14 protein-coding genes are annotated in these 24,721 nt (G+C 63.5%); 7 read left to right on the top strand and 7 right to left on the bottom strand.

Going from position 1 to position 24,721, the window contains the following annotated elements; translation table 11 throughout:
• Positions 1-143 precede the first annotated feature (143 nt).
• Complete coding sequence (locus tag JS541_RS12850; protein WP_338023677.1) at positions 144-2,153, bottom strand: threonine/serine exporter family protein; 2,010 nt, start codon at positions 2,151-2,153, stop codon at positions 144-146.
• Between the two features lie 261 nt (positions 2,154-2,414).
• Between JS541_RS12850 and JS541_RS12845 the strand changes: the two genes are divergently transcribed.
• On the top strand, positions 2,415-5,168 hold the full coding sequence (locus JS541_RS12845) for a phosphoenolpyruvate carboxylase (protein WP_214374880.1): 2,754 nt from the start codon (positions 2,415-2,417) through the stop codon (positions 5,166-5,168).
• Positions 5,169-5,408: 240 nt separating this feature from the next.
• Here the strand turns inward: JS541_RS12845 and JS541_RS12840 are convergent, their stop codons facing one another.
• Both JS541_RS12840 and JS541_RS12835 read right to left on the bottom strand, forming a co-directional pair.
• Entirely contained in the window at positions 5,409-6,740 is a 1,332-nt protein-coding gene (locus JS541_RS12840) for an RNA-binding domain-containing protein (RefSeq protein ID WP_214374879.1), read from the bottom strand.
• Positions 6,741-6,999: 259 nt separating this feature from the next.
• A complete protein-coding gene (locus tag JS541_RS12835) occupies positions 7,000-8,004 on the bottom strand; it encodes a LacI family DNA-binding transcriptional regulator (protein WP_214374878.1) in 1,005 nt (334 codons plus the stop codon).
• A gap of 203 nt (positions 8,005-8,207) precedes the next feature.
• Here JS541_RS12835 and JS541_RS12830 point away from each other — a divergent pair, with 203 nt between their 5' ends.
• Positions 8,208-8,846: an SGNH/GDSL hydrolase family protein gene (locus JS541_RS12830; RefSeq protein WP_214374877.1), complete on the top strand. Its 639-nt coding sequence runs from the start codon at positions 8,208-8,210 to the stop codon at positions 8,844-8,846.
• A 115-nt stretch (positions 8,847-8,961) separates the two neighbouring features.
• Here the strand turns inward: JS541_RS12830 and JS541_RS12825 are convergent, their stop codons facing one another.
• Positions 8,962-10,521, bottom strand: a complete 1,560-nt coding sequence (locus JS541_RS12825) for an MFS transporter (RefSeq protein ID WP_214374876.1) — start codon at positions 10,519-10,521, stop codon at positions 8,962-8,964.
• Between the two features lie 575 nt (positions 10,522-11,096).
• On the opposite strand from JS541_RS12825, the gene JS541_RS12820 reads away from it, so the two are divergent.
• A complete protein-coding gene (locus tag JS541_RS12820; RefSeq protein WP_163230901.1) occupies positions 11,097-11,270 on the top strand; it encodes a hypothetical protein in 174 nt (57 codons plus the stop codon).
• A gap of 58 nt (positions 11,271-11,328) precedes the next feature.
• On the opposite strand, the gene JS541_RS12815 is transcribed toward JS541_RS12820, so the two are convergent.
• Positions 11,329-12,954 carry an MFS transporter gene (locus tag JS541_RS12815; RefSeq protein WP_214374875.1) on the bottom strand — a complete coding sequence of 542 codons (1,626 nt, stop codon included), beginning with the start codon at positions 12,952-12,954 and terminating at the stop codon, positions 11,329-11,331.
• A 427-nt stretch (positions 12,955-13,381) separates the two neighbouring features.
• On the opposite strand from JS541_RS12815, the gene JS541_RS12810 reads away from it, so the two are divergent.
• From JS541_RS12810 to JS541_RS12805, 3 genes are all read left to right on the top strand, one after another.
• Positions 13,382-18,364 (top strand): Ig-like domain-containing protein, encoded by a 4,983-nt coding sequence (locus JS541_RS12810; protein WP_214374874.1) that lies wholly within the window; start codon positions 13,382-13,384, stop codon positions 18,362-18,364.
• Positions 18,365-18,792: 428 nt separating this feature from the next.
• A complete protein-coding gene (locus JS541_RS15030; RefSeq protein ID WP_274608031.1) occupies positions 18,793-18,918 on the top strand; it encodes a hypothetical protein in 126 nt (41 codons plus the stop codon).
• 428 nt (positions 18,919-19,346) lie between these two features.
• On the top strand, positions 19,347-20,609 hold the full coding sequence (locus tag JS541_RS12805; RefSeq protein WP_214374873.1) for an OFA family MFS transporter: 1,263 nt from the start codon (positions 19,347-19,349) through the stop codon (positions 20,607-20,609).
• A gap of 199 nt (positions 20,610-20,808) precedes the next feature.
• Here JS541_RS12805 and JS541_RS12800 read toward each other — a convergent pair whose 3' ends face one another.
• Both JS541_RS12800 and ahpC read right to left on the bottom strand, forming a co-directional pair.
• Positions 20,809-22,707 carry an FAD-dependent oxidoreductase gene (locus JS541_RS12800; RefSeq protein ID WP_214374872.1) on the bottom strand — a complete coding sequence of 633 codons (1,899 nt, stop codon included), beginning with the start codon at positions 22,705-22,707 and terminating at the stop codon, positions 20,809-20,811.
• Between the two features lie 392 nt (positions 22,708-23,099).
• On the bottom strand, positions 23,100-23,663 hold the full coding sequence (ahpC, locus tag JS541_RS12795) for an alkyl hydroperoxide reductase subunit C (protein ID WP_214374871.1): 564 nt from the start codon (positions 23,661-23,663) through the stop codon (positions 23,100-23,102).
• Between the two features lie 287 nt (positions 23,664-23,950).
• On the opposite strand from ahpC, the gene JS541_RS12790 reads away from it, so the two are divergent.
• Positions 23,951-24,580: a carbonic anhydrase gene (locus JS541_RS12790; RefSeq protein ID WP_214374892.1), complete on the top strand. Its 630-nt coding sequence runs from the start codon at positions 23,951-23,953 to the stop codon at positions 24,578-24,580.
• Positions 24,581-24,721: the final 141 nt, after the last annotated feature.

Genomic DNA, 24,721 nt, shown 5'->3' with positions numbered 1-24,721 from the left:
CAAGAGGCCAAGCCGTCTCGGCAAACCCAAGAACCAGCCTCTCAATCGTCACACCGCGCCCTCGCATGACCGAAAAAACACGATGCCCGGAGCCAACGCATTGCGCCAGCCCCGGGCATACGAATTCGCGCCGGCTCCCCAGATCAGATGTCGTAGCGCCAGGACTTGTCGGTGATGACGCGGGCCATCGCCAGACCGATCGGCAGGCAGATGATGACCATGAACGCGCGGAACGCCCAGTCGAGCGCGCTCAGCGTCTCGAAGCTGCCGAGATACCACATCGCGCGGTACATATACATGCCCGGCACCATGATGACGATCGACGGCACGGTCAGGCAGATGCGCGGGTAGCCGAGGTGCGGCGGCAGCCACCCCTTGCGCACCGACGAGCGCCACACGGTGGCCAGAATGCCGGCCAGGAACGCGCCGATGAACGCGCCCGCCTCGGCCGGCACGCCCATGTCCACGATCTCGAGACGCAACGTGTCGGTGATCATGCCGATCACCGCGGCCGTCAGGCACATGCGCTGCGGGGAATTGAACATCACGGAGAAGCCCCACACACCAAGGAACGCGAACACCGCGCGCAGCAGCATATTGACCCACGGGTTCAGCCCGAGCGGCTCGAAGCCCTGCGGGTTGAGGTGCACGATCGTGGCAACCATCCACCCGGCGAGCGTGGCCATGAGGATGATGCACAGCACGTAGGTCACGCGCTGCACGCCGGACGGGAAGTCGATCTTCGCCATGTCAAGCCCGCCCGTGATGAGCGGGAATCCGGGGATGACGAACAGCATCGCGCCGATGTACGCGGTATCGTGCTGCAGCGCAACCGGATCGAACAGGCCGATCAGACGCAGCGTGCCCGTACACGCGAGCGCCGCGACCGCCACGCACACGAACGTGACGAAGAACTGGTTGAGATGACGCTTGAACAGCACGCGGCGCAGCCAGTGACCGAGTCCGGCGCCGACGAACGCGCCGATCATGTCGTAGGGGCCGCCGCCGAGCAGGAACACGAAGGATGCGCAGGCGATCGCGGAGGCGAGGCCGGCAAAGGCGGGGGAGTAGAGCGGCTTGCGGCGTTCGATCATGTCGAGCCGCTGGTGGGCCTGCCGCACGGTGATGCCGGGGCGGCCTGAGACGCGCTCCTTGCCGACGTGGTCGAAGTGCTCGGCATACTGGCCTTTCGGCGGCTTGTGCGAGTGCTTGCGGGCGTCGGCTTCGCTGGGGAGGAATCCGCTGCGCGGGGCCGGACGATGCCGGACATGATCGCTGATCGATTGGGGGGATGCGCCGGATTGGGCCGGTGCCGGATCGCCGGCGACCGTATCCGCGTCGCCGATGTCGGGCCGCGCATCGCCGGAGATTCGGTACGCCTCGGGCTCGCTGCCGGACTGGGCAGCCTCGGCTTCCTCCTCGCGTTCGACGGCTGCCCGCGCGGCGAGCGACTGCGTCATCGCGGACTGCGACCAGTCGGTTTCGTGCACGTGCAGCTGATGCGCGCGCGGATCGCCCGGATCCGCATGCCGGCTGGCGGCTTCGAGCGCGTCAAGCACGGCGTCCTGCCCAGGCTTGGCGTCGCTTCCGTCCTCAGCTCCGGCGCCCGCGCCCTTGTCGTGCTTCTCCTCCTCGCGCAGCTGCTTGGCCAGTTCGGCCGACACCTGCGAGGCGTCCTTGGTGTCGAGGTGCTGCATGAGCCCTTTCGACACCTCGGGCCGGCTGTGGTACATGGAGTCCTCGCCAAGGTTGACGCTGAACCAGTCGGCGAAGTGTTCGAGCAGCCAGATGCGTTCGGTGTTGACGCCGGTGGAGGGCAGGTCGATGACCTCGGTGATGCGGTCCTTGCCGTCGGTGCAGGCGGCCTCGATGTCGGTGAGGTTGACGTCGGCGCGAACGTGCACGCCGAGCGGGTAGGCGATGCGGTGCATCATCTCGCGCACGCGGAACGATCCGGTGCCGGCCGACAGGTCGAGCAGGCCGACGCGCACGATGACGCTGGCCTTGGCGGCGATGCCCGCTTCGGTGATGGGTTTGTCCCAGTCACGCTCGATGTCTTCCATGTCGAGCGGGATGGAGTGCGTGTGGAAATGCTGTACTGCGGCGGCGCTGCTTTCGCCGTCCTCTCGTTCGTATTGATGCCCTTGACTCACGCTTTCAGGTTTACCGCCCGCCGTGGGCTTACGCCTGAGCGACCATATAGGAGTCCAAATTATGGACTGTCACATCTCACAAAATACCGCGCATATCGAAACCCGAACTCCGTAACGCAAGTGTCGATAACCGGGTCATACAATAGCCCCACAACCGTTGAACCAACGGCTTTGGGTTCGCAACGACCGACTAACACAACCGCGGAGGAGCCGCGGATGGTCGGCAGACCGAACAACCGGGAGTTCAGCAAAGGAGGTCTGATGACAACTAATGATCAGCAGATCACGCCCGCCGACGCCACGATCGTGACGTCCGGTCTGGGGACCAAGGGCCCCGAAGAGCGTGATCTTCCCGAGTCGCTCAAATACGACATGGATCTGTGTCTGCGCATTCTGCGCGACGTTTTGGGCGAATTCGATCCCGAACTTCTCTCCACATTCGACACGGTGCGCAATTACGCCGTGGAGGCCAGTGCCGAGCATTTCGAAGGCATGCTTGACCCGAATCCCGATCAGGACGGGCTCAAGAAGGCCGTGGAGACCATCGACAACATGTCGCTGCACGACGCGCAGCTGCTCGCCCGCGCGTTCACCACGTACTTCCACCTGGCGAACCTGAGCGAGGAGAACTACCGCGTCTCCGTGCTGCGCCAGCGCGAGAACGAGGTCTCCGGCGATCAGGCGTACGATCCGGTGAACGAGATGACCTCCGCCTACCACCAGCTCATCAACGAGATGGGACCGGCCAAGGCGAAGGACCTGCTCGAAAAGCTCGAGTTCCATCCGGTGTTCACCGCCCACCCGACCGAGGCCCGCCGCAAGGCGGTCGAAGGCAAGATCCGCCGCATCGCCGAACTGCTCGAGGAGCACCGCACACTCGGCGGCTCCGACCGCAAGGAGAACAGCCGTCGTCTGTACAACGAGATCGACGCCCTGTTCCGTACCTCGCCGATCGCGCTCAAGAAGCCGACCCCGGTCGAGGAGGCGGACACGATCCTCGACATCTTCGACAACACGCTGTTCCACACGATTCCGGCCGTCTACCGTCGTTTCGACGACTGGGTCCTCGGCGACAAGGCCGGCCTCGTCGAACCGGTGTGCCCCGCGTTCTTCCATCCGGGAAGCTGGATCGGCTCCGACCGCGACGGCAACCCGAACGTCACCGCGAAGGTCAGCCGCCAAGTCGCCCGCAAGTTCTCCGATCACGTGCTCGCCGCGCTTGAGGAGGCCACACGCACGGTCGGCCGCAACCTGACGATGGAATCCGGCACCACCCCGCCGAGCGCCGAGCTGCTCAACCTCTGGAACCACCAGAAGGAGATGAGCGAGCGCCTGACCGACAAGGCCGCGCTGATCTCCACCAAGGAGATGCACCGCGCCGTCATGCTGGTCATGGCCGATCGCCTGCACTACACGATCGAGCGCGACGCCGATCTCATGTACCATTCGGCCGACGATTTCCTCGCCGACCTCAAGGTCGTCCAGCGTTCGCTGGCCGCGGCGGGCGCGAAGCGTTCCGCGTACGGCCCGCTGCAGGATCTGATCTGGCAGACCGAGACGTTCGGCTTCCACATGGTCGAGATGGAGTTCCGCCAGCATTCCGTCGTGCACGCGCGTGCGCTCGAGGACATCCGCGAGCACGGTCTGCACGGCGAGCGCGGCCCGCTGCAGCCGATGACGCACGAGGTGCTCGACACGTTCCGCGCGCTCGGCTCGATCCAGAAGCGCAACGGCATCAAGGCCGCCCGCCGCTATATCATCTCGTTCACGAAGTCCGCGCAGAACGTGCGTGACGTGTACGAGCTGAACCGTCTCGCGTTCGCGCATCCCGAGGACGTGCCGACCATCGACGTGATCCCGCTGTTCGAGCAGCTCGAGGATCTGGAGCATTCGGTGGACGTGCTCGAGGAGATCGTCAAGATCCCCGAGGTGCAGGCTCGCCTGAAGGCCACCGGCAACAAGATGGAGGTCATGCTCGGCTACTCCGATTCCTCGAAGGACGCCGGCCCGACCACCGCGACGCTCGCGCTGCACTCCGCCGAACAGCGGATCGTCGCGTGGGCCGAGGGCCACAAGATCGACCTGACGCTGTTCCACGGCCGTGGCGGCGCCGTCGGTCGTGGCGGCGGCCCCGCGAACCGCGCGGTGCTGGCCCAGCCGAAGGGTTCCGTGAACTGCCGCTTCAAGCTGACCGAGCAAGGCGAGGTGATCTTCGCCCGCTACGGCAACCCGATTCTGGCCGTGCGCCACATCGAGTCCGTCGCCGCCGCGACGCTGCTGCAGTCCGCGCCGAGCGTCGAGAAGACGAACACCGAGATGACCGCGAAGTACGCGGACATGACGGCGAAGTTGGACGAGGCCGCGCACAACCGCTTCCTCGACCTGCTGCAGACCCCGGACTTCGCGCCGTGGTTCTCGACCGTCACGCCGCTGACCGAGGTCGGCCTGCTGCCGATCGGCTCGCGTCCGGCCAAGCGTGGTCTGGGTGCGAAGTCGCTCGACGATCTGCGTACGATCCCGTGGGTGTTCTCGTGGGCGCAGGCGCGCATCAACCTGGCCGCCTGGTACGGTCTGGGCACCGCGTGCGAGCAGTTCGGCGATCTCGATACGCTGCGTGCGGCGTACGAGGAGTGGCCGCTGTTCTCGACGTTCATCGACAACATCGAGATGTCGCTGGCCAAGACCGACGAGCGCATCGCGAAGATGTACCTCGCGCTGGGCGATGATCCGGAGCTGTCGAAGAAGGTGCTCGACGAGATGGAGCTGACCACGAAGTGGGTGCTCAAGATCGTCAACGACAAGTGGCCGCTGCAGCACCGTCACGTGCTCGGTCAGGCGATCCGTGTGCGTTCCCCGTATGTGGACGCGCTGTCTGTCACGCAGTTCCTCGCCCTGCGTTCGCTGCGCAAGAAGGTGGACAAGGAAGAGCTCAGCCAGAGCCAGCAGGCAGGTTACATCTACCTGATCCTGTGCACCGTTTCGGGCGTCGCCGCCGGCCTGCAGAACACGGGCTGACGTTTCGGCCGTTGCTGCATGACTGGCGTCGTGCAGCAACGCTGGGAAAGCCCAGTGGGCTTTCCCAGGCCGAAACGTAGGAGGTTTTTCGCGTTATAGCGAAGCGCACGCGAAAAACCTCCAGCACAGCAAGGCTCCGCGACACAGCGGAGCCTTTCCTTTTCCGCTCCCCTTCAGGGGAGCTGTCAGCAAAGCTGACTGAGGGGTAGCCCCTCAACCGCCTCAACCCACTTCAACGCATCAAAGATCCTTCGACAATCGATACTCCGTAGCAGGCCCCTTACCCACTCGTCGCAGCAACCCCTGTGCCGTCATCATCCTCAGCATGTTCGCCGCCGCCGATTGCGACAATCCGGTAAGTTCCTGCACTTGCCTACGCGTGACACAGCCGACACGTTCCGCATAATCAAGCACTATCCGTTGTCTGTCACCACCCTCGGTTGCGACAGACAACCCATCCCTACCTGACACACCGTGAGACATATCAGATACATGCTTCGGCAACATCAAACGGAACGAATGATCACTGATACCGAACTCCGGCTGCCGCCCCGCATGGCGGTAGTCGCCCATGATTCTGCGTATGCCGGTGCCGTACGCTTCGATCAGTCGCAGCCGGTAGAACACGTTCGCCAATCGCGGGTTACGCTGGAACGATATACCGTTCATCATATCCTGCCGATTGAGGCCATCCGGCAGTCCACCGAGATTGAGGAATTCCATACGATCATCGAATATGCTGACCAATCCCGGCCCGGATAGACCGTAGTCACGATGCACAATCATGTTGAGCAGCGCCTCACGCATCACCGATGGCGAATAATCGTACTGATCAACGCGACGCATGTCCCGTCCCGTATACGAGATCACACGATTATTCCGCTTCAGAAATTCAGCGATCTGACTGAACTGCAACAGCAGCGAACCGGAGAATTCCTGACGATTAAGGAATACTTCCTTATCCGGATCGGCAAATACCGCCACTTTGGTCGTTGCCTCGCACTGATCCGACAGCAACCATGCAAGATTCGTATATTGACCGTCTGCGTTGACCATGCCGAGCGTTCTGCGTGATGCGTCCGTAAATTCCACGCCGGCGTCTTGAAATGCCGTCGAAGTTGCGATAAATGTCAGATCTTGCCGTAACGACAGCGCATCTTCATATGCGTCGCCCGAACTCTGCCGGATCATGTCCAAAATCGCGGATTCCGACGCGGGGATGGATGCGGCACCCGATCGAACATACACACCGGACGGACGAATGCCCTTATCCGTTAGGTAATACGGCCTGTTTGCGCCCCGCTGGATGCGTACGGCCACCACGGTTTTCTCGTCACGCATCTCTGATTCCACGCTGACGAAGCTCATAAGATCAGGCCGAATGCCATCCGATATCGCCTGAGTCGCCTTACGCATGGACGCATCCGCATCGTTCACGCCCACGATAAGACCATCGTCTTCTATGCCTAGGTAGATGACGCCGCCACCGGTGTTGGCGAATGCCACCGCGGTCCGTTTGGCACCATCCACCCAATCACGTTTGAATTCAACTGACGAGCCTTCTGCAAGCATGGTCGTGGCACCTCTCTGCGCTATCTTATACTCAATCTTATACTTTATCTTACATCTTATATAAGATAAGAAGTCAGCTGGTCGATATACGCATTCAGAGACAACGACGACCTAAGAATCGGGAACATCACTCAGCACGATATCTTGCACCTATCTTCCTATCGAACTATTCAATGATTTTGAACAGTTCGGCTGTTCGGCTCCAACCATCCGGCAATTCCGGATAGTTTGCCCATGAGCCGGCGCACTCGAACGCCCCCTACCGCCGCGCGGTGGACTCGCGCTCGATGAGCTTGTACCCCACGTTCACGGTCTGCGGGAAATACTCCTCGTCGGGGTGCTCGATGCGGCGCATGAGCAGCGAGACGGCCGTGTTCGCCATGCCCTTGAAATCCGTGGCGACGGTCGTCAGCGATGGCACGGTGTACTGGCCAGAGGTGATGCCGTCGAAGCCGATCACCATCACGTCGTCGGGCACCTTCACGCCGGCGTCGGCCAGGCCGCGCAGCACGCCGATCGCGATGCCGTCGTTCAGGCAATACAGTCCGTCGTAGCCGGTCTCGCGCAACATCTGCGCGATCGCATGGCCGGTTTCGATGCCGCCGTCGATCGACCATGCGGACTTGATGAAGTCGCGCGTCTCGTCGAACGGCAGTCCGGCGGCCAGGATCGCGGCTTTCGCGGAGTGCATGCGCAGGTCGCGCGAGCCGGGGACGACGTTCGGGTTGCCGGGGTCGCGGTTGTCGCCGACGATGCCGATGCGCGTGCAGCCGCGCGCGACGAGATGTTCGATGGCGGCGCGCGAGCCTTCCGCACTCGGCGCGTTCACGGTGTCGATGCCGGTGCCGGTGTCGTAGTTTTCGAGCATGACGGACGGATGCTCGTGCAGGATGTCGAGCGCGCGCGGTGCGTTGATCGCGATGATGCCGTCCGAGAACGTGTACGACAGATCGTTGCTGCCGCCCAGGTAGCGTGACAGTTCGATGAGCATGTGCGAGCCGCGGCGGTTGACTTCGTCGGCGACGCACATCGACAGATGGGAGAAGTAGTCGCCTTCGAGACCGGACGTGAGGAACGTGATCGTGTCGCTGCGGCCGGAGCGCAGGGAACGGCCGGACAGGTTGGTTTTGTAGCCGAGTTTTTTGGCGGCCTCGCGCACGCGCTGGATGGTTTCGGGACGCACGTAATCCTTGCCGCGCAGCGCGGCGGATGCGGTCGTGGCCGTGACCCCTGCCAGTTTGCCGACATCCTTGAGCGTTGCCATGACGATCCCTTTCTTTCCCTGCGATTACAGCGCTTTATCGTTAAGATTCATTGTAGTCACAGCGCTTCGCAAGGACGCGCGGAGGAACGCGGCGTCAGGAACGTGCCGCCGATCGCACCGGCGGCAAAACATGGCATGGCGACGCGGGGCGATCACCACGGCCATAAGCTCGATGGACGAGCGTACAAGGAGGCAAAACGGTCATGATCAACGTGCTGTGCTTCGGCGATTCCAATACGAACGGGTCGAATCCGGCGGGCGGGCGCCATCCGCGCGACGTGCGCTGGACCGGCCGTCTGCAGCGGCTGCTCGGCGACGACTGGTATGTGATCGAGGAGGGGCTCGGCGGGCGCACCACCGTGTTCGACAATCCGATCGAACCGCATCGCAACGGGCTGGCGGCGCTGCCGGGCGCGCTCATCACGCACCGGCCGCTCGACTACGTGATCATCAGTCTCGGCACGAACGACATGAAAGCCATGTTCCACGCGGATGCGCGTGTGATCGCCGCCGGACTCGACATGCTCGTCCACGAGGTGAAGATCACCGACAACCGCGGGGCACCGGCGCCGCGCATCGTCGTCGTCTCGCCGATCCATATCAAGCCGGGCATTTCGACCAGCCCGTTCATCGGCTTCGACGAGCACGCGGTCGAACTGTCGCACCAGCTGGCGGGGGAGTACCGGCGCGTGGCCGAACGGCAGGGGTGCCTGTTCTTCGACGCCGCGCAGGTCGCCGAGCCAAGCGACCTCGACAAGCTGCACATGGACGGCGAGAACCACGCCAAATTCGCCGACGCGATGGCCGCGCTGCTGCGGGAGGATTGGGCGGCGCGTCACTGACCGCGTATCCCCCTCGTACCGCAAACTGAACAACGAACAATCAAACAACGCATGAGGCCTCGTTCCGGACGGGCGTTTTCCCGGAACGAGGCCTCATGCGTTATTCGGTTGAAGGTCACGCCGCCTTGTGCATGGCGTTGATCACGTTGTTGTGGCCCCAGCACTGCTCGTACGGGATGCCGGCGAGATCCTCGACGACCTTGCGGGTCTCCTCGGTCACGTCGGACATCAGGCCGCCGTTGCGCAGGCGGGCCGCCTCGGCCACAAGGATGTCGTGGTTCTTCTCGTTGAGGTGCATGCGGTAGGTGAGCAGGATGCCGACGAGGGCGAGCACGACCACAGTGCCGCAGTACATGTAGAGCAGCACGTTCACGACGAGCGGGGACTGCGTGGTGACGTCGGCGCCGGACTGGAAGCCGACGGCCTGCAGCAGCACGCCCACGATAATGGTCACGACGGTGTTGATGATGACCTCGAGCGTGGACTGGATGCCGGCGTACTGGCCTTCGCGGCGCTTGCCGGTGACCAGCTCGTCGACGTCCGGCACGAAGGACTGCACGTAGGTCTGCGCGTTCACGATGCCGGAGTTGCCGAGCGTGAACAGGGTGATGAGCACGGTGAAGACGAGCGTGACGGTCGCCTTCGGCAGGTTCGCGACGTTCAGCGCGAGGATGTAGATGCCGACGAACAGCGCGATGGTGACCCACGCGCCGAGACGGTAGGAGCGCATGCCGCCGAGCTTGGAGATGACCGTGGCCCAGACCACGACGCACGCCATGCCGAACAGGAAGCTGAAGCCGGTGGACAGGGAGACCTCGGCCGGGGTGAGCAGCAGCACGAAGATGATGAAGTAGCCGTTGATCGTGCCGCGGACCATGCGGAAGGTCTGCTGTGCGAGGTAGATGCCGAGGTAGTTGCGGAAGGTCTTGATGCGCAGCACGGACAGGAAGTTCCAGAACACGGAGACGAGGCGGCCGAAGAAGCCGACCTTCTCAGCGTCGCCCTTGTCGGCGGAGGAAAGGTCGGTGGTCGCGTCGTACGGGCGCTCCTTGATGCACATCGCGCCGACGACGAGCAGCACGGTGCCGAGCACGCCGTAGATCATGGCGACCTTGAAGTACGGCTGCCAGCCGGTGGAGCCCCAGACCTTAAACAGGTAGGCGTTGAACATCGAGAACGCGAAGCCGCCGACGCCGCCGCCGATCTGCTGGATGGCGACCAGGGCCGCGCGGTCCTTGGAATCATCGGTCATTTCGGACGGCAGGGAGTAGACGACGGTGTTGATGCCCGGGTAGACGCCGTAGTAGATGACGTTGACGAGCAGGTAGAACCACACCGGCATGTTCGGCACCCACAGCAGCACGTAGAAGATGAGGTTCAGCGGCGCGGCGATGAGCAGCGTGCCCTTGCGACGGCCGATCTTGCGGCCGAAGGAGGTGGAGTACATACGATCGGAGATGTAGCCCCAGACCGGCGTGATAAAGCCGCCGATGGCCTTGCCGACCGCGAGTAGCGCGGTGACGACGCCGATGGCGATGGCGAGCGGCTGGGTGTAGTAGATCATCTGCCAGGTGACGACCATGGTGCTCATGGTGAACGACAGCGGCAGCAGCGCGTAGGTGAACTTGGTCACCCACGACAGTTTGCGGCCGACCGCGGGAGTCGAGCTGGACATTTCGTGTTCTCCTGTTTCTCTATGGAAGATCGAAATCGCGCGGCAAGGTCACGGGCTGTTTGCGGTGCGGCGTGATCTTGGTTGCGGGTGGACTGCTCCGTCCGTTCCACGTTCCCCGCAGAGTCTTATCGTTGAGATTCTGCGGTTCGATTTCCCTTACTTGATGTTTGCAAAACCTACCTTACCACAAATCTCATCGATAAGATTATTTTTACGATTTCGGCGTGTCGCAAACGTTACCGATACGTCTGCAGCTGCAGAAGTCGCTTCTACACAATGAGGCTCGACGCCTTATGACGCCGAGCCTCATTCATCAAAAATCAGGGCAGTGAATACCCCGGCGACATGCTCCACGAGAAAAAGTCTATGTTGCGCACCATAAATACCCGTGGTGGTACAGCCTGTCACCGCTCTTATTATGACACAGTTCCTCCCATTTTTCACATGCGCAACCGACCGCAACCGCACATTCCAGTATTCTGAGACACATCTCTTCGACTCCGTTGGTACCGGACGAGAGGAGAACGGTGCACACCGAAAACCATCAAAAATCAATAGTGATAAGGAGGAATCCCATGGGTTCCAAAGAACGCAAGCCGAATAACGGCAATTCCGAAATGTTCCCCGTCATTGCGGCGGCATCGTCTGTCGCCTTGGCCGGTCAAATATCGCCGACGCTGGCATGGGTCACGTACGTGGCCGTTCTGGTATACGCTGCGGTAACTGATCGAAGCAACAAGCGGAAGTAGCCGTCACGGTTTCTTTACGTTCCCCAGCCTCCGCTGGGGAACGTTCCTTATCCACGTCTCACCCGCGCCGGGCGACGTTGATCACGTTGTTGTGGCCCCAGCACCGCTCGTACGGCATGCCGGTCAGGCTTTCGACCAGTGCGCGCGTCTCGTCCGTCACGTCGGCCATGGATCCGCCCTCGCGCAACCGCGCGATCTCGGCCAGCAGCAGCTCATGATTCTCCCGGTTGAGCCTCAGCCGGTACGTGAACACGATGCCGACGATGCAGATCACGATCGGCACGAACGAGAACAGGCACGCGAGCGCGAACACGGTCTGCGGCGGCTGCGACTGCGCGCCCTCCACGAATCCGGTCGCCTCCAGCACGAGTCCGATCACGATCGTCTCGGCGGAGGAGAAGATGTCGTCGATGGTCGAGTTGATGGCCGCGTACTGCCCCTCGCGCCGCTTGGACGTGATGATCTCGTCCACGTCGGGAATGAACGTGTACGTGTACTGCGTAGCGTTCACCACGCCGGTGATGCCGAAGTTCATGAACAGGCCGAGGCCGATGTACAGCACGGCGCGCGTGCCGGTCGGCAGACTCCCGGCGTTCATCGCGAGCGCGAACATCGCGAGGAACACGAAGATCACCTCGATGCCGCCGAGACGGTACGCCCGCGGGCCGCCGATGCGCGCGGTGACCCACATGAAGAATCCGACGCACGCGATGCCGAACAGCAGGTTCACGCCGGTGGCGAGCGAGACGGTCTGCGGGTCGAGCAGCAGCACGAAGATCACGAAGTACGTGTTGAGCGTGCCGCGCACGGTGCGGAACATCTCCTCGGACAGGTACAGGCCGAGATAGTTGCGGAATTCCTTGACCTTGAGCACGGACAGGAAGTTCCAGACGACCGAGACGAGCCGCTGGCCGAAGCCGAGTCTGCCGTTTGCAGCAACGTTGTCGCCGCTGCCAGCGTTCGCAGCCGGATCGACATCCGCATCGGACACGTTGGTCGATTCGTCGAACGGCCGCTCCTGGATCGACAGGAACCCGAGCAGCAGCACGGCAGTGCCGATGATGCCGTACAGCAGGGCCATGTTGAAGTACGATTCCCAGTTGTCCTTGCCCCAGATGGTGAACAGGTAGACGTTGAGCACGGACAGGAACGTGCCGCCGATCGCGCCGGCGATCTGGTTGACGCCGACGAGCTGTGCGCGCTGGGTCGGGTTCTCGGTCATTTCGCTCGGCAGGCCGTACTGCACGGTGGTGATGCCGGCGAAGAACGCCCAGTACAGCAGGTTCGCGAAGAAGTAGACCGCGATCGGCAGGTTGGGGATCCACAGCAGCAGGTAGAAGACGAAGTTCGCGGGGATCGCGAAGATCAGGATGGACCGGCGGCGGCCGAACCTGCGGCCGAGCGCGTTGCGGTACATGCGGTCGGAGATGTATCCCCAGACCGGCCCGATGACGGACGCGACGATCTTGCCGGTGGCGATGAGCACGGCGGTGACGGCCATCGGCACGTTCAGGAACGTGGTGAAGTAGAACATCTGCCACGTGACGATCATGGTCTGCATGACGTACGACAGCGAGAACGTGGAGTAGCCGAGCTTGGCCTTCCACGACAGCGGTTTGATGGTGGCCTCGGCGGCCGATTGGCGGCCGTGCGGCGCGCGCGACCCTGACGATTGCATAGACATCGTCGTCCTATCCTTCCTGCTTCCGTGCGTCCGACTGCGGCACTCCTTGTCGCGACCTCGCGACACGCCGTCGACGCACATTCGTTTGACCTGGTTCAAAACTATATCATCGTTAAGATTTTCGCGCCATCAGCGGCGTTTTGACAACCCATTAAATCAACATTTTTCAACAATCTCATCGTTGAGATGATATGCTGGTTCATGTCACAACAAAGTAGTCAACCGACTCCCGTTCCCGTCCGTCTCCATGTCATCTCGACCGAGGCGAAGCCGAGCGGAGAGATCTTTCCGATGCCAGGCCATTGAAAGATCTCTCCGCTCGCTATCGCTCGGTCGAGATGACATGAGGCGACGAAGGGGAGGGAGCCGACACCACACGCAATGCTGCACCAAAGCTCGCTCATCACAAGTCAATGGAGGTCTTACGATGACGACAGACACCAACCCGACCGACGCGTTCTCTCAGCGCGCCAATGATTTCAACCACGGATGGCGCTTCTTCCGCGGCACGCCGAACGGCGCGGAGAAGCCGGCCTACGACGACGCCGACTGGCGCCCCGTCACCCTGCCGCACGACTACGGCGTGGAAGGCAAGTTCTCGCGCAACGCCCGCGCCACCGTCGGCTACCTCAAGGTCGGCGAAGGCTGGTACCGCAAGACCTTCGTCGCCCCGACCGCACTGGAAGGCAAGCGCGTCACCCTCGACTTCGACGGCGTGATGGACCGTGCCGAGATCTGGCTCAACGGCGTCAAGATCGCCGAACACCACTACGGCTACACCGCCTTCAGCATCGACCTGACCGGCAAGCTCAAGCTCGGCGAGAAGAACGTCATCACCGTGCGCTCCAACAACGAGGAGCCGAGCTCGCGCTGGTACGCCGGCGCCGGCATCTACCGCGACGTGACGCTCACCGTCACCGAGCCGGTCCACGTCGCCCGCTTCGGCACGCAGGTCACCACGCCGACGCTCGAGGCCGACGTCAAGCAGGGCGTCGCGAACGTGCACGTCGCCACGATCGTCGCCAACGAAACTGCCGAGGACCAGCCGATCGTCCTGCTGACGGAAGTCGTGGACGCCGACGGCACCGTCGTCGCGTCCGTCTCCGACCATGTCACCGTCCCCGCAAACACGCCGGACACCACGCACGCCGCCGCCCACTACGACGACGCGGACGCCGCCAACCGCTACGAGCAGACCGTCGCCGTGCCGAACCCGCGCCTGTGGAGCACGTCCGACCCGTACCGCTACACGCTGCGCACCACCGTACTGTCCGGCGAAAGCGGCGAGGCCATCGACGAGACCGAATCGAAGATCGGCCTGCGCTGGATCACGCTCGACCCGGCGTCTGGCCTGTACCTCAACGGCGTGAACATGCGCGCGCTCGGCATGTGCATGCACCACGATCTCGGCGCGCTGGGCGCGGCCACCTACCGCCGCGCCGTCGTGCGCCAGCTCGAAATCCTCAAGGACGCGGGCGTCAACGCGATCCGCACCAGCCACAACCCGTGCTCCAAGGTGTGGGCCGAGGAGTGCAGCCGCATGGGCTTCCTGCTGCTCGAAGAGCTCACCGACATGTGGACTGCGCCGAAGAACCGCAACGACTACTCCAACTACTTCGCCCAGGACTACCCGGAGGATCTCGCCACGATGATCCTGCGCGACCGCAACGAGCCGTGCGTGTTCATGTGGGGCATGGGCAACGAGGTCGCCTGGCAGGAGGCCGAAATCCCGATCGCCGCCGACCTGACCCGTCGCTGCCACCTGCTCGACCCGACCCGCCCGAACTCCGTCAACGACGCATCCTACCTGTCCAAGGGCATCGACGGCATCGGCAACAAGATCCACGAGCAGATGGACGTGCGCGGCTACTCCTACATCAACCGCGACCAGATGGAAAAGGTGCACGAGAAGCACCCGAACGACGTGATCCTCAACTCCGAATCCGGCAACTGCACGCCGTGCCGCGGCTTCTACGTGCACCCGACGATCCTCACGGACGAATGGCAGCTGCGCGGCCGCGACTATCCTTTCGCCAAGGGCCGCCGGCCGTGGACGGAGAACACGTACGAGATCTCCGACTACAACGTCACCACGAACCGCGGCTACCCGCTCGACATCGCGTTCGACCGTCTCGTGAACCTGCCGTTCAACGTCGGCGAGTTCGCGTGGACCGGCTTCGACTACATCGGCGAGCCGGCGCCGTACATCTCGAACTTCTACTGGAACAAGCCGGAGATGCCGGAGTCCGACGGCACCGTGCTCGCGCCGTTGCGCTCCTACTACGGCATGGTCGACACGGCCGGCTTCCCGAAGAACCCGTGGTGGCTGTACAAGGCGCTGTGGACCGACCCGGAGGATGCGCCGATGGTGCATCTGCTGCCGCACTGGAACTGGGACGAGGGCGAGTCGGTGGCCGTGTGGGCCTACACGAACGCCGCGAGCGCGGAGCTGTTCGTCAACGGCCGTTCGCTCGGCAAGCGCGAGTTCGAGTCGCACGAGGCGACGTTCCACCTGAGCAACAAGTACGCCGACAAGCCGTTCGAGTACCGCTACCAGAAGAACGGCAACGAGCCGAAGCAGCTGACCCTGCAGTGGGAGGTGCCGTTCGAGCCGGGTACGGTCGAGGTCGTCGCGTACGACAAGTCCGGCAAGGTCGTCGCGCGTGATTCGATCACGACCGCGGGCGCGCCGGCTGGGATCAAACTGATTCCGGACCGTCATGTGATCGACGGCGACGGTCACGACCTGAGCTTCGTCGAGGCCGACGTGATCGATGACGCCGGCGTGATCGTGCCGCGCGCGAACAACGAGATCGTGTTTCACGTGGAACACGGGCGTCTGCTGGGCACCGACAACGGCTATCAGGCGAACACCGAGCCGCTGCAGTCGCCGGTGCACTCCGCGTACTCTGGCAAGGTGCTGGCGATCGTCGCGTCCGACGGCTCCGGCAAGCCGATCCGCGTGACCGCGACGGCCAAGGGCCTGCGTTCCGACTCCGTCGAGGTGTTCCTGACCGAGTCCGTGGCCGGGGGAGTGTCCGCACCCGAGGCGTCCCAAAGCGCCGGACTACCCCTCAGTCCGACTTCGTCGGCCAGCTCCCCTGACAAGGGGAGCCGAGGAGATAAGGTCCTCGCCGTGCGCGACGCCGCGGTGCGCGTGCGTGCCGGTGAGACGCCGGCGCTGCCGCAGACCGTGACCGCGCTGCTCGCGGACAACTCCCGCGCCGAAGTCCCGGTCGTCTGGGCCGCCGCCGACCTGCTTGACCAGACCGCCGCAGCCAAGTCCGGCGCGCAGTCCTTCGTCGTCAACGGCGAGGCAGCCGGTCTGCCGGTACACGCGACCGTCACCGTCGCGCATCCGCTCGCCGCACGTCCGGTCACGCTGGCCGCCGCGGCCGGCACCGATCCGGCGCTCCCGGCCCGCGCGATGGTCGTCTTCGACGACGGCAGCGAAACCGACGCTCCGGTCGCGTGGCCCGTCGCAACCAGCGCCTCCGGCGACACCGCAACGTTCAGCGGCACCGTCGAAGGCTACGATCTGCCGGTCACCGCAACCGTGCGCACGCTGACCGCATCCGACGACACCGCGCACGACACGACCGATCTCGCGTCGATCACCGTGGACGGCAAGCCGCTCGCCGACTTCGCCGCCGGCACGCACCGCTACACGCTGCATCGCGCGTACATCGATCCCGCGCCGGTCATCGAGGCCACCGCGGCCGACAACGCGACCGCGGTCGTCGTGCCGCCGCTGCACTATCCATACGGCTCGTACGTCGTGCGCGTCACGTCCGAGGACGGCGAGCAGCACGGCTCATACGCGCTCGATCTCGACGTGCCGCCGGCACCGGTCGCCGAAGTGACGATCGTACCGCCGACGCACACGCTGGCCGAGGACGAGACGGCTGCGCTGTCGGTCCGCGCGACCGACGAGGTCGGACGTCCGATCGAACTGGCGATGAACGACGATGCGACGGTCACGTTCGCATCCAGCGACGAGTCGGTTGCCGGCGTTGCACACGATGGCACCGTCGAGGCGCGACTGAGCGGCACGGCAAACGTTACTGCAACCGTCACGTACGGCGGCGTGATCAAGACCAGCGCCCCGGCGATCGTCACCGTCACGGCCGGCAGCGAACCGAAGACCCCGGTCAAGACGACCGTTGCCAACGTGCGCACCGTCGCCGGCACCACGCCGGAACTGCCCGCCACCGCGATCGTCTCGTTCGGCCACGGCGTCGACGCGCCGCTGCCGATCGCTTGGGAACCGGTGTCCGACGCGGTTTTCGCCACCGCCGGTACGGTCACGCTGCGCGGCAAGATCGCACGTTTCGATCGTGACGTGACGACCAGCGTGCAGGTGGTCGAGGTCGCCGCAGTGCAAACGGTGTCGCTCGCGACGATCACCGGCATCGAGCCGCTCATCCAGGAGAACGTGCCCGAGGTCACCGTCTACTGGTCCGACGGCGCGAAGGAACAGCGCCCGGTCACGTGGGATGTTCCGGAAGCGGCCACGTACCGTCATCCGGGCACGTTCTCGCTGCTCGGTACGGTCGAGGGCATCGAGGAGCAGGCCGTTGCACACGTTCGCGTGACCGACGACCACGTGCAGAACCGCGATCTGTTCTCGTACCGCAACGACGTGTACCCGCAGGTGCGCGCCTCCTACACCAACCCCGATCCGAAGGCGCAGGAGGACAGCTCGCTGCTCATGGACGGCATCGTCTCGTACACGCCGCGCGTGGGCTACAACCTGAAGAACCGCTGGTCCACCACCGGCGACCCGTCACGCACCGCATGGCTCGAGTACCGCTTCGGCTACGGCGAGGAGACGCCGTTCATCCTCGGCGCGTTCACCGTGTACTACTGCCTGGACGGCGAGAACGTGGCGCTGCCGGAGCACGTCGGCGTCGAATATCTCGACGCGAACGGCGACTGGCAGCCGGTGCGTAACCTGACCGTCACGCCGCATCCGGTCGAGCAGACCAACGACGCCGCGTGGGTGTACGCGACCGTCGGCGACAAGCCGGGTTCGTCGATGTCGTCGAAGGGCGACGAGACGACCTACTCGTTCGACATGGTGCGCACGTCACGCATTCGCATCACGTTCGAGTCGGCCGAAGACGCGGTCGTGGCGATCACCGAGGTGCGTGGCGACGCGCAGATTCCGGCGCTCAACTCCGATGCGACGATCGCGGGCCTGACCGTGGACGGCGAGGCGCTGGCCGGATTCGATCCGGCTGCCGAAACCGTGCACGTCGCGGCCGGTCATGAGTCGAGCCTCGCGGTGTTGCCCGCCGGCAACAACGCGGCCGTGACCGTCGTGCCCGGCGACGCCGAAACGCAGGTGGTCGTCACCTCCGAGGACGGCACCGCCACCCGCACCTACCACGTCGTCTTCGACAAGTAGGACACGCCCCACCCGCGTCATTCCGACCGAACGGAGATCCCCACATACATATCATTCCGACCAAACGAAGATCTCCATACCCCATGTCATTTCGACCGAGCGAAGCGAGCGGAGAAATCCTTCGACGCACCGACATCATCGCAAGATTTCTCGACTCGGCTTCGCCGCGCTCGAAATGACAGCATGAACCCACCACAAATCGAGGTGATGCCTATACGACCATACTGATGTTGTGCTGATCCGGCCGTCTCTTGTTTCCATCCTGCTTCAGACGGCCTCGCAAAGCCTCCGCCCAACCCCGCGGAGGCTTTGCCATATCCAGCCATATGTCAGTCAACCGTCATCGTCCCGTAACCCGACCGCAATTATCTCAACGATGAGATACGCTATGCTGGATGTCAGCCAAGCAGGGGAGGAGGTGACGCACGATGGATATGCTCAAGTACGTGAAGCGCGGACTGGTCATGACCGGATTCGCCAACATGAAGCACATGAACGACGACATGGCCAAGACCATGATCACGATCGCCCGCGAATACGATCAGGACAGGTAACCCAACCATCAACGAAGCTGATTATCCAGGACAATGGCGTCCGTTTTTTTCATCGCGTTTATGCACATTCCGTACACCGCACCGCCGCTCTGTTCGCGCGATCGCGACATAGACTCGCACATAGCGACGATTGCCGTTCAGCACACAACCAATGTGAACTATCTCACGCACACTTGCGGCGCAGGGCGCGTGTCGTACAACAAGAACGGCGGTATAGTGCTGATTGTCGGCGTCGACAGGGGACAGCAACGCCGATAAACGCACACCAAGGATGTTCGGTCAGGGCACGCCGGCCGCGCGAGATGATCGCGCGACGCGAGCGGCACGGACCGCCAAGCACATTCGCGGCGACGTGCGCGGCAGGCAGTCTCTTGCGGCACCGGCTGATATGACACCACTATCGCCAGCCACGAAAGGACCCAGCCCGCATGGCACGTCTCGCCACGAACCGTTGGATCAGCGCCATCCTTCCCGCACTGCTGATCCATATCCCGATCGGCACCGTCTACTGTTGGAGCGTGTTCAAGCAGCTGATCGCCGACCAGCTCAACGCCAGCCCGTCCTCGGTGGAATGGGCGTTCTCGCTCGCCATCTTCTTCCTCGGCATGTCCGCCGCGTTCGCCGGGCCGATGGTGGAGAAGAACATCAAACGGTCCGCGCTCGTGTCGATGATCTGCTTCGTGGTCGGGTTCGCCGGCACGGGCGTGAGCATCGCGCTGCACTTCCTGCCGGGCGTGTTCATCTGCTACGGCGCGATCATGGGCGTCGGATTGGGCGTCGGCTATCTGACGCCGGTCAAGAACCTCATGCTGTGGTTCGCGGACAACAAGGGGCTCGCGACCGGCATCGCGGTGGCCGGATTCGGCTTGGCCAAGGCCATCGCCAGTCCGGTGATGGAAGGGCTGATCGGCACGGTCGGATTGGTCGCCATGTTCTACGTGCTCGCCGCGATCTACGCGGTGATGATGTTCGTCGGATTCCTGCTGATCCGCCGGCCGGCCGGCTGGGTCTACGATCCGGCCGTCTCGCACGTCAGCCGCCGCGAGATTCTCAAGAAACCCGTGTTCTGGGGCATCTGGATCGCATTCTATCTCAACATCACCTGCGGTCTGGCCCTCATCAGCCAGGAGAAGGACATCCTGCACGACGTTCTGCAGTCGTTCCCGCAGTACGTGGGGCTGAACCAGAGCGAGCTGGCCGCTGCGATCGCGGGCGTCATCGGACTCGTGCTCGCGGTCGACGCCGTGTTCAACGCGGCCGGCCGCATCGGCTTCTCCACGATCTCCGACCATCTCACGCGTCGCGAAAGCGTGTATCAGATCATCTTCGTCATGTCGATCGCGGTATGCGTGCTGCAGGTGGCGCTCAACAGCATCGATAACGCCCTGCTGTGGGCGGTGCTGGCCATGCTGTTCCTTGTCAATGCGGGCTACGGCGGCGGCTTCTCCACGCTGCCGGTGCTGCTCGACCAGCATTTCGGCACGAAAACCGTGTCGACCACGCACGGCCTGACGCTGAGCGCGTGGGCGTTCGCGGGGCTGAGCGGTAACCAGCTCGCGTCGTTCGTGGTCACGCATGCGCCCGATCAGGCGCACCGGTACGCCGCACTGATTCCCGTGATCACGGCGCTGTATGTGGTGGCGCTGGCGAGCGTGACGCTGGTCAAGAAGCGGGCCGGGCGGCAGCGCTGAGTGGGTGGCCCCGGTTTCCGGGATCGGGCGCCAACATCCCGGGAACCGGCAATCGCACATTATGCAACAACCGCACAAACGCAATTGGCGGAATGGCGCGGATTACGCCTGAAAAACGCACATGGCCGGTTCCCGGGATTATTGAGAGAAAATCCCGGGAACCGGCCACATTCATATATCCAATCAGGGCCGTTCAGACTCACGCCCCGATCAGGCTCAGCATCTGCGGCACGCTCTTCTTGCCGAACTCGACCTTCTGCTCGCCGCCCTGATTGATGACGATGCACGGCACACTCATCGCGCCGTACTGGTCCTTGAGCTCGGGGAAGTGCGAGATGTCGTACGCCTCCGCCCGCACGGCCGGGTTGAGCGAGGCGATGCGCTGCGAGGCGAGCACCGTCTCCGGGCACATCGTACAGGTGAGCGACACGAGGATCATGATGTCGGTCGGGCTGGCCGCCGTCGCACGCTCGCGCAGGTCGTCGTCCAACGGCTGGCCCGGGCCGGCGGCGTTGTACAGTCCCAGCACGAACGAGTTGAACTCGTGACCGCTCGGCACGCCGTGGAACGCAAGTCCGGTGAACGTGAGTCGGCCGGCGACCTCGTCCCACACGCACAGCCGCACGGCAGGACGCGCGACCGGCAGCAGTCCGGCCGGATCGAACTCGGCGCGACCGTTGTCATCCAGCGAACCGTAGACTGGCAGTTCGGTGCCGTCCGGCAGTGCGATCGTCGCGGGCTCACCGACGACCAGTTCGGTCGGCGCGTTCTCGCCGTCAACAGCCGAGACCAAGCCGGCCGCATCGATCACGACCGAGTTCAGCTTGCCGCCGGACAGTGCGACCATCTCTCCGATGAATCCTTGCAATTCCGCGGACAGCGGGGTGTCGTCCAATTCCAGCGCGAGTGTGACCGGCCGGGTCATACGGCCGAAGACGACGTCGAGCTGCTGCTTGATCGCGGCGGAGAACAGTTCGCCGGGTTTCTTCGCGGTCTGTGCGGCGGCCGCGGCGGCATCCGCGCTGCGCTTGACCGGCGCGGGGGCGGGCGTGGTGCCAGCGTTCGCAGCGGTGTTCGCGTTTGCGGCTGCACTTGCTTCGGCCTGTTCGTACGCGGACGCGGTCGGCCGCGGCGGCACGAGTCCAGTCTTCTCGCTCATCGACTTCGCGTACCGTTCGAGTTCGACGGCCGCGATCGCACCGTCGGCGGTCGCCGTGACGACCTGACGCAGGTTCTTGACGCGCAGATCACCGGCCGCGTACACGCCCGGCACCGACGTCTCGAGATAGCCGTGCGTGACCACGTATCCGTGATCGTCAAGTTCGACGACCCCGCGCACGAGATCGGTCGCGGGCACGTATCCGGCGAACACGAACACGCCGAACGTGCCGTCATCAGCCGGTTTCCATGTCTCGCTCTCGCCGGTGGAAACGTTGCGGATCGTCGCCTCGCGCAGGCCGCCCTGACCGGCCGTCACGCCGTCGAGCACCGTGTTGTAGCGCACCTCGATCTTCGGATTGCGCTTCGTCTCCGCCGCGACGGACGCGTCGCAGGTGAAGTCCGGCTCGCGCACGAGCACGGTGACTTTGGAAGCGTACTTGGTGAGGAACACGGATTCCTCGGCCGCCGCGAATCCGCCGCCGATGACCAGGACCTCGCGGCCGGTGAAGAACTCGCCGTCGCAGGTGGCACAGTAGGCCACACCGCGTCCCGCGTATTCGGCCTCACCCTCGAAGCCAAGCTTGCGCGGGGATGCGCCGGTGGCGAGCACGATGCCGAAGGTGCGCAGGTCACCGCGCGAGGTGTGCACGGTCTTGATGTCGCCGTCGACGTCGAGCCCGGTGGCTTCCGCGGACAGGAATTCCGCGCCGAAGTCCTTGGCCTGCTGGCGCATGGTCTGCGTGAGCGCGCGGCCGGTGGTGCGGCCGACGCCCGGGTAGTTCACGACTTCGTTGGTGATGGTGATCTGTCCGCCGAAATCGTCCTTCTCAAGCACGAGCACGCGGTAGCGAGCGCGCGCGAGGTACAGGCCCGCGGTGAGGCCCGCCGGCCCGCCGCCGATCACCACCACGTCGTAGAGATTGCTGGTATCAGTCATGAAAAAAGCTCCTTACATATAACTTGGCCCCCTCGGCTGAGGGACATTGCCGTTAAGCAAACAGCAGAGTTGTTTGTAGGCAATGTGCGAACCGACAGGGAGCCAATATAAAACAGCAGACAGGCTGTCCTTACTTGCAGGACGCGGTCAACAAAAGCTGACTGGGGGTGTCATAAATACGCCTTGGCCCCCTCGGCTGAGGGGGCTGTCAGCGAAGCTGACTGGGGGAGCGTACACCCCTTACGTTCCATAGCTACAAAGACCGTAACCGTGTACGCTCCCTCAGTCACGGCCTATCGGCCGCGACAGCTCCCTCAGCCGAGGGAGCCGAGGCTCCGCCAGCATCACTCGCATCGAGTCCATGCAGGAAGAGCCGCATCAATCACACAAGATCAGAGCAGGCCGACCAGATCGAGGCTCGGCTCGATGGTGTCCTCACCCGGCTGCCACTTGGCCGGGCAGACCTGATCGCCGTGCTCGTACACGAACTGCGAGGCCTGCACGCGGCGCAGCAGCTCGTCCGCATTACGGCCGACGTTGGAGGAGATGACCTCGTACGCCACGACCTTGCCTTCGGGATTCACGATGAAGTCGCCGCGCTCGGCCATGCCGTCGGCCTCGTTGTAGGTGTCGAGGTCGCGCGCGAGCAGTGCGGTCGGATCGGCCAGCATCGGGTACTGGATCTTCGCGATCTTCTCGTTCGCGTCGTGCCACGCCTTGTGCACGAAGTGTGTGTCGGTCGAGACGGAGTAGATCTCGCAGCCGATCTTCTTGAAGTCCTCGTACTTCGCGGCGAGGTCCTCAAGCTCGGTCGGGCACACGAACGTGAAGTCGGCCGGGTAGAAGAAGAACACGGACCAGTGGCCGAGCACATCAGCCTTGGTCACCTCGTGGAATTCGTTGTTCTGGAAGGCCTGCACCTTGAAATCGGTGAGCTCGTGCTGCAGCAGGGTCATCGTCGTTCCTTTCGTGAAAAATCTCGGCTCGGGACATGCGTTTCCCGCGCACCGTCTTCTATGGTATCCCGGCCGTCCGCGCCGCGCCGAACCCTGCGCTGGCAGCGCACATGAGAATAATCACACCGCGGCTCGGCATGCGCTTGCCTTACTATGGACTCGTTTGGACCACGTCGAAGAGGAGCATCATGGCAGCAGACCAGTTCGAACAGGACCGTGACGACATCAACCCGGACGCCGGCGACGACGCGCAGCGCGAGTCGACCGCGAACTCAACGTGGAGCCGTATGCTGGCCGGCAACCGGCGGTTCGCGGAAGGCAAGCCGGAGCATCCGTGGCAGGACACGACCACGCGCGAGTCGCTGATCGACCGGCAGAATCCGGATGCGGCCGTGCTCGCATGCTCGGATTCGCGGGTGCCTCCGGAGATCGTGTTCGATGCCGGACTAGGTGACCTGTTCACCGTGCGCACAGCCGGGCAGGTGCTCGACGATGCGGTGATCGCGTCACTTGAATACGCTGTCAGCAAGCTGCACGTCAGCCTGCTGGTGATCCTCGGCCACGAGGGTTGCGGTGCGATCGACCTGGCCGCGCGCGAACTGGACAAGATGATCGCGGCGACGACGCACGATCCGGCCAGCTCGCTGGAGGCCGCTGCGGCGATCGACGATTTGGACGAGCAGATCGCGCAGGCCGAGTCGATCATGCTGCGCACGGTCGGCATGTCGGTGTGGCAGGCGCGGCAGGCCGAACTGGATGCGCACGAGGATTTCGAACGCGTGCACGTGGCACACACGATCGAGGAGCTCGTCACGCGTTCCGAGGTGATTCAGGACGCGCTCGCGCACGACAAGCTCATGATCGTCGGCGCGCGCTACCAGCTCACCACGGGCAAGGTCGAGGTGCTCAGCTTCTGATCTCGCATCAATCGCGTCATTTCGACCGAGCGAAAGCGAGCGGAGAAATCTTTCAGAATCATCGCACGGCAAGAGATTTCTCCACTCACTGCGTTCGGTCGAAATGACACATATCATTGCACCTCATCATCAGTCATCAAT

It is taken from the genome of Bifidobacterium sp. SO1 (genome assembly GCF_018555335.1).
Lineage (GTDB): Bacteria > Actinomycetota > Actinomycetes > Actinomycetales > Bifidobacteriaceae > Bifidobacterium > Bifidobacterium simiiventris.
Note: the sequence above shows the minus strand (reverse complement) of the source record. Positions and strands in the feature narration are given on the sequence as shown.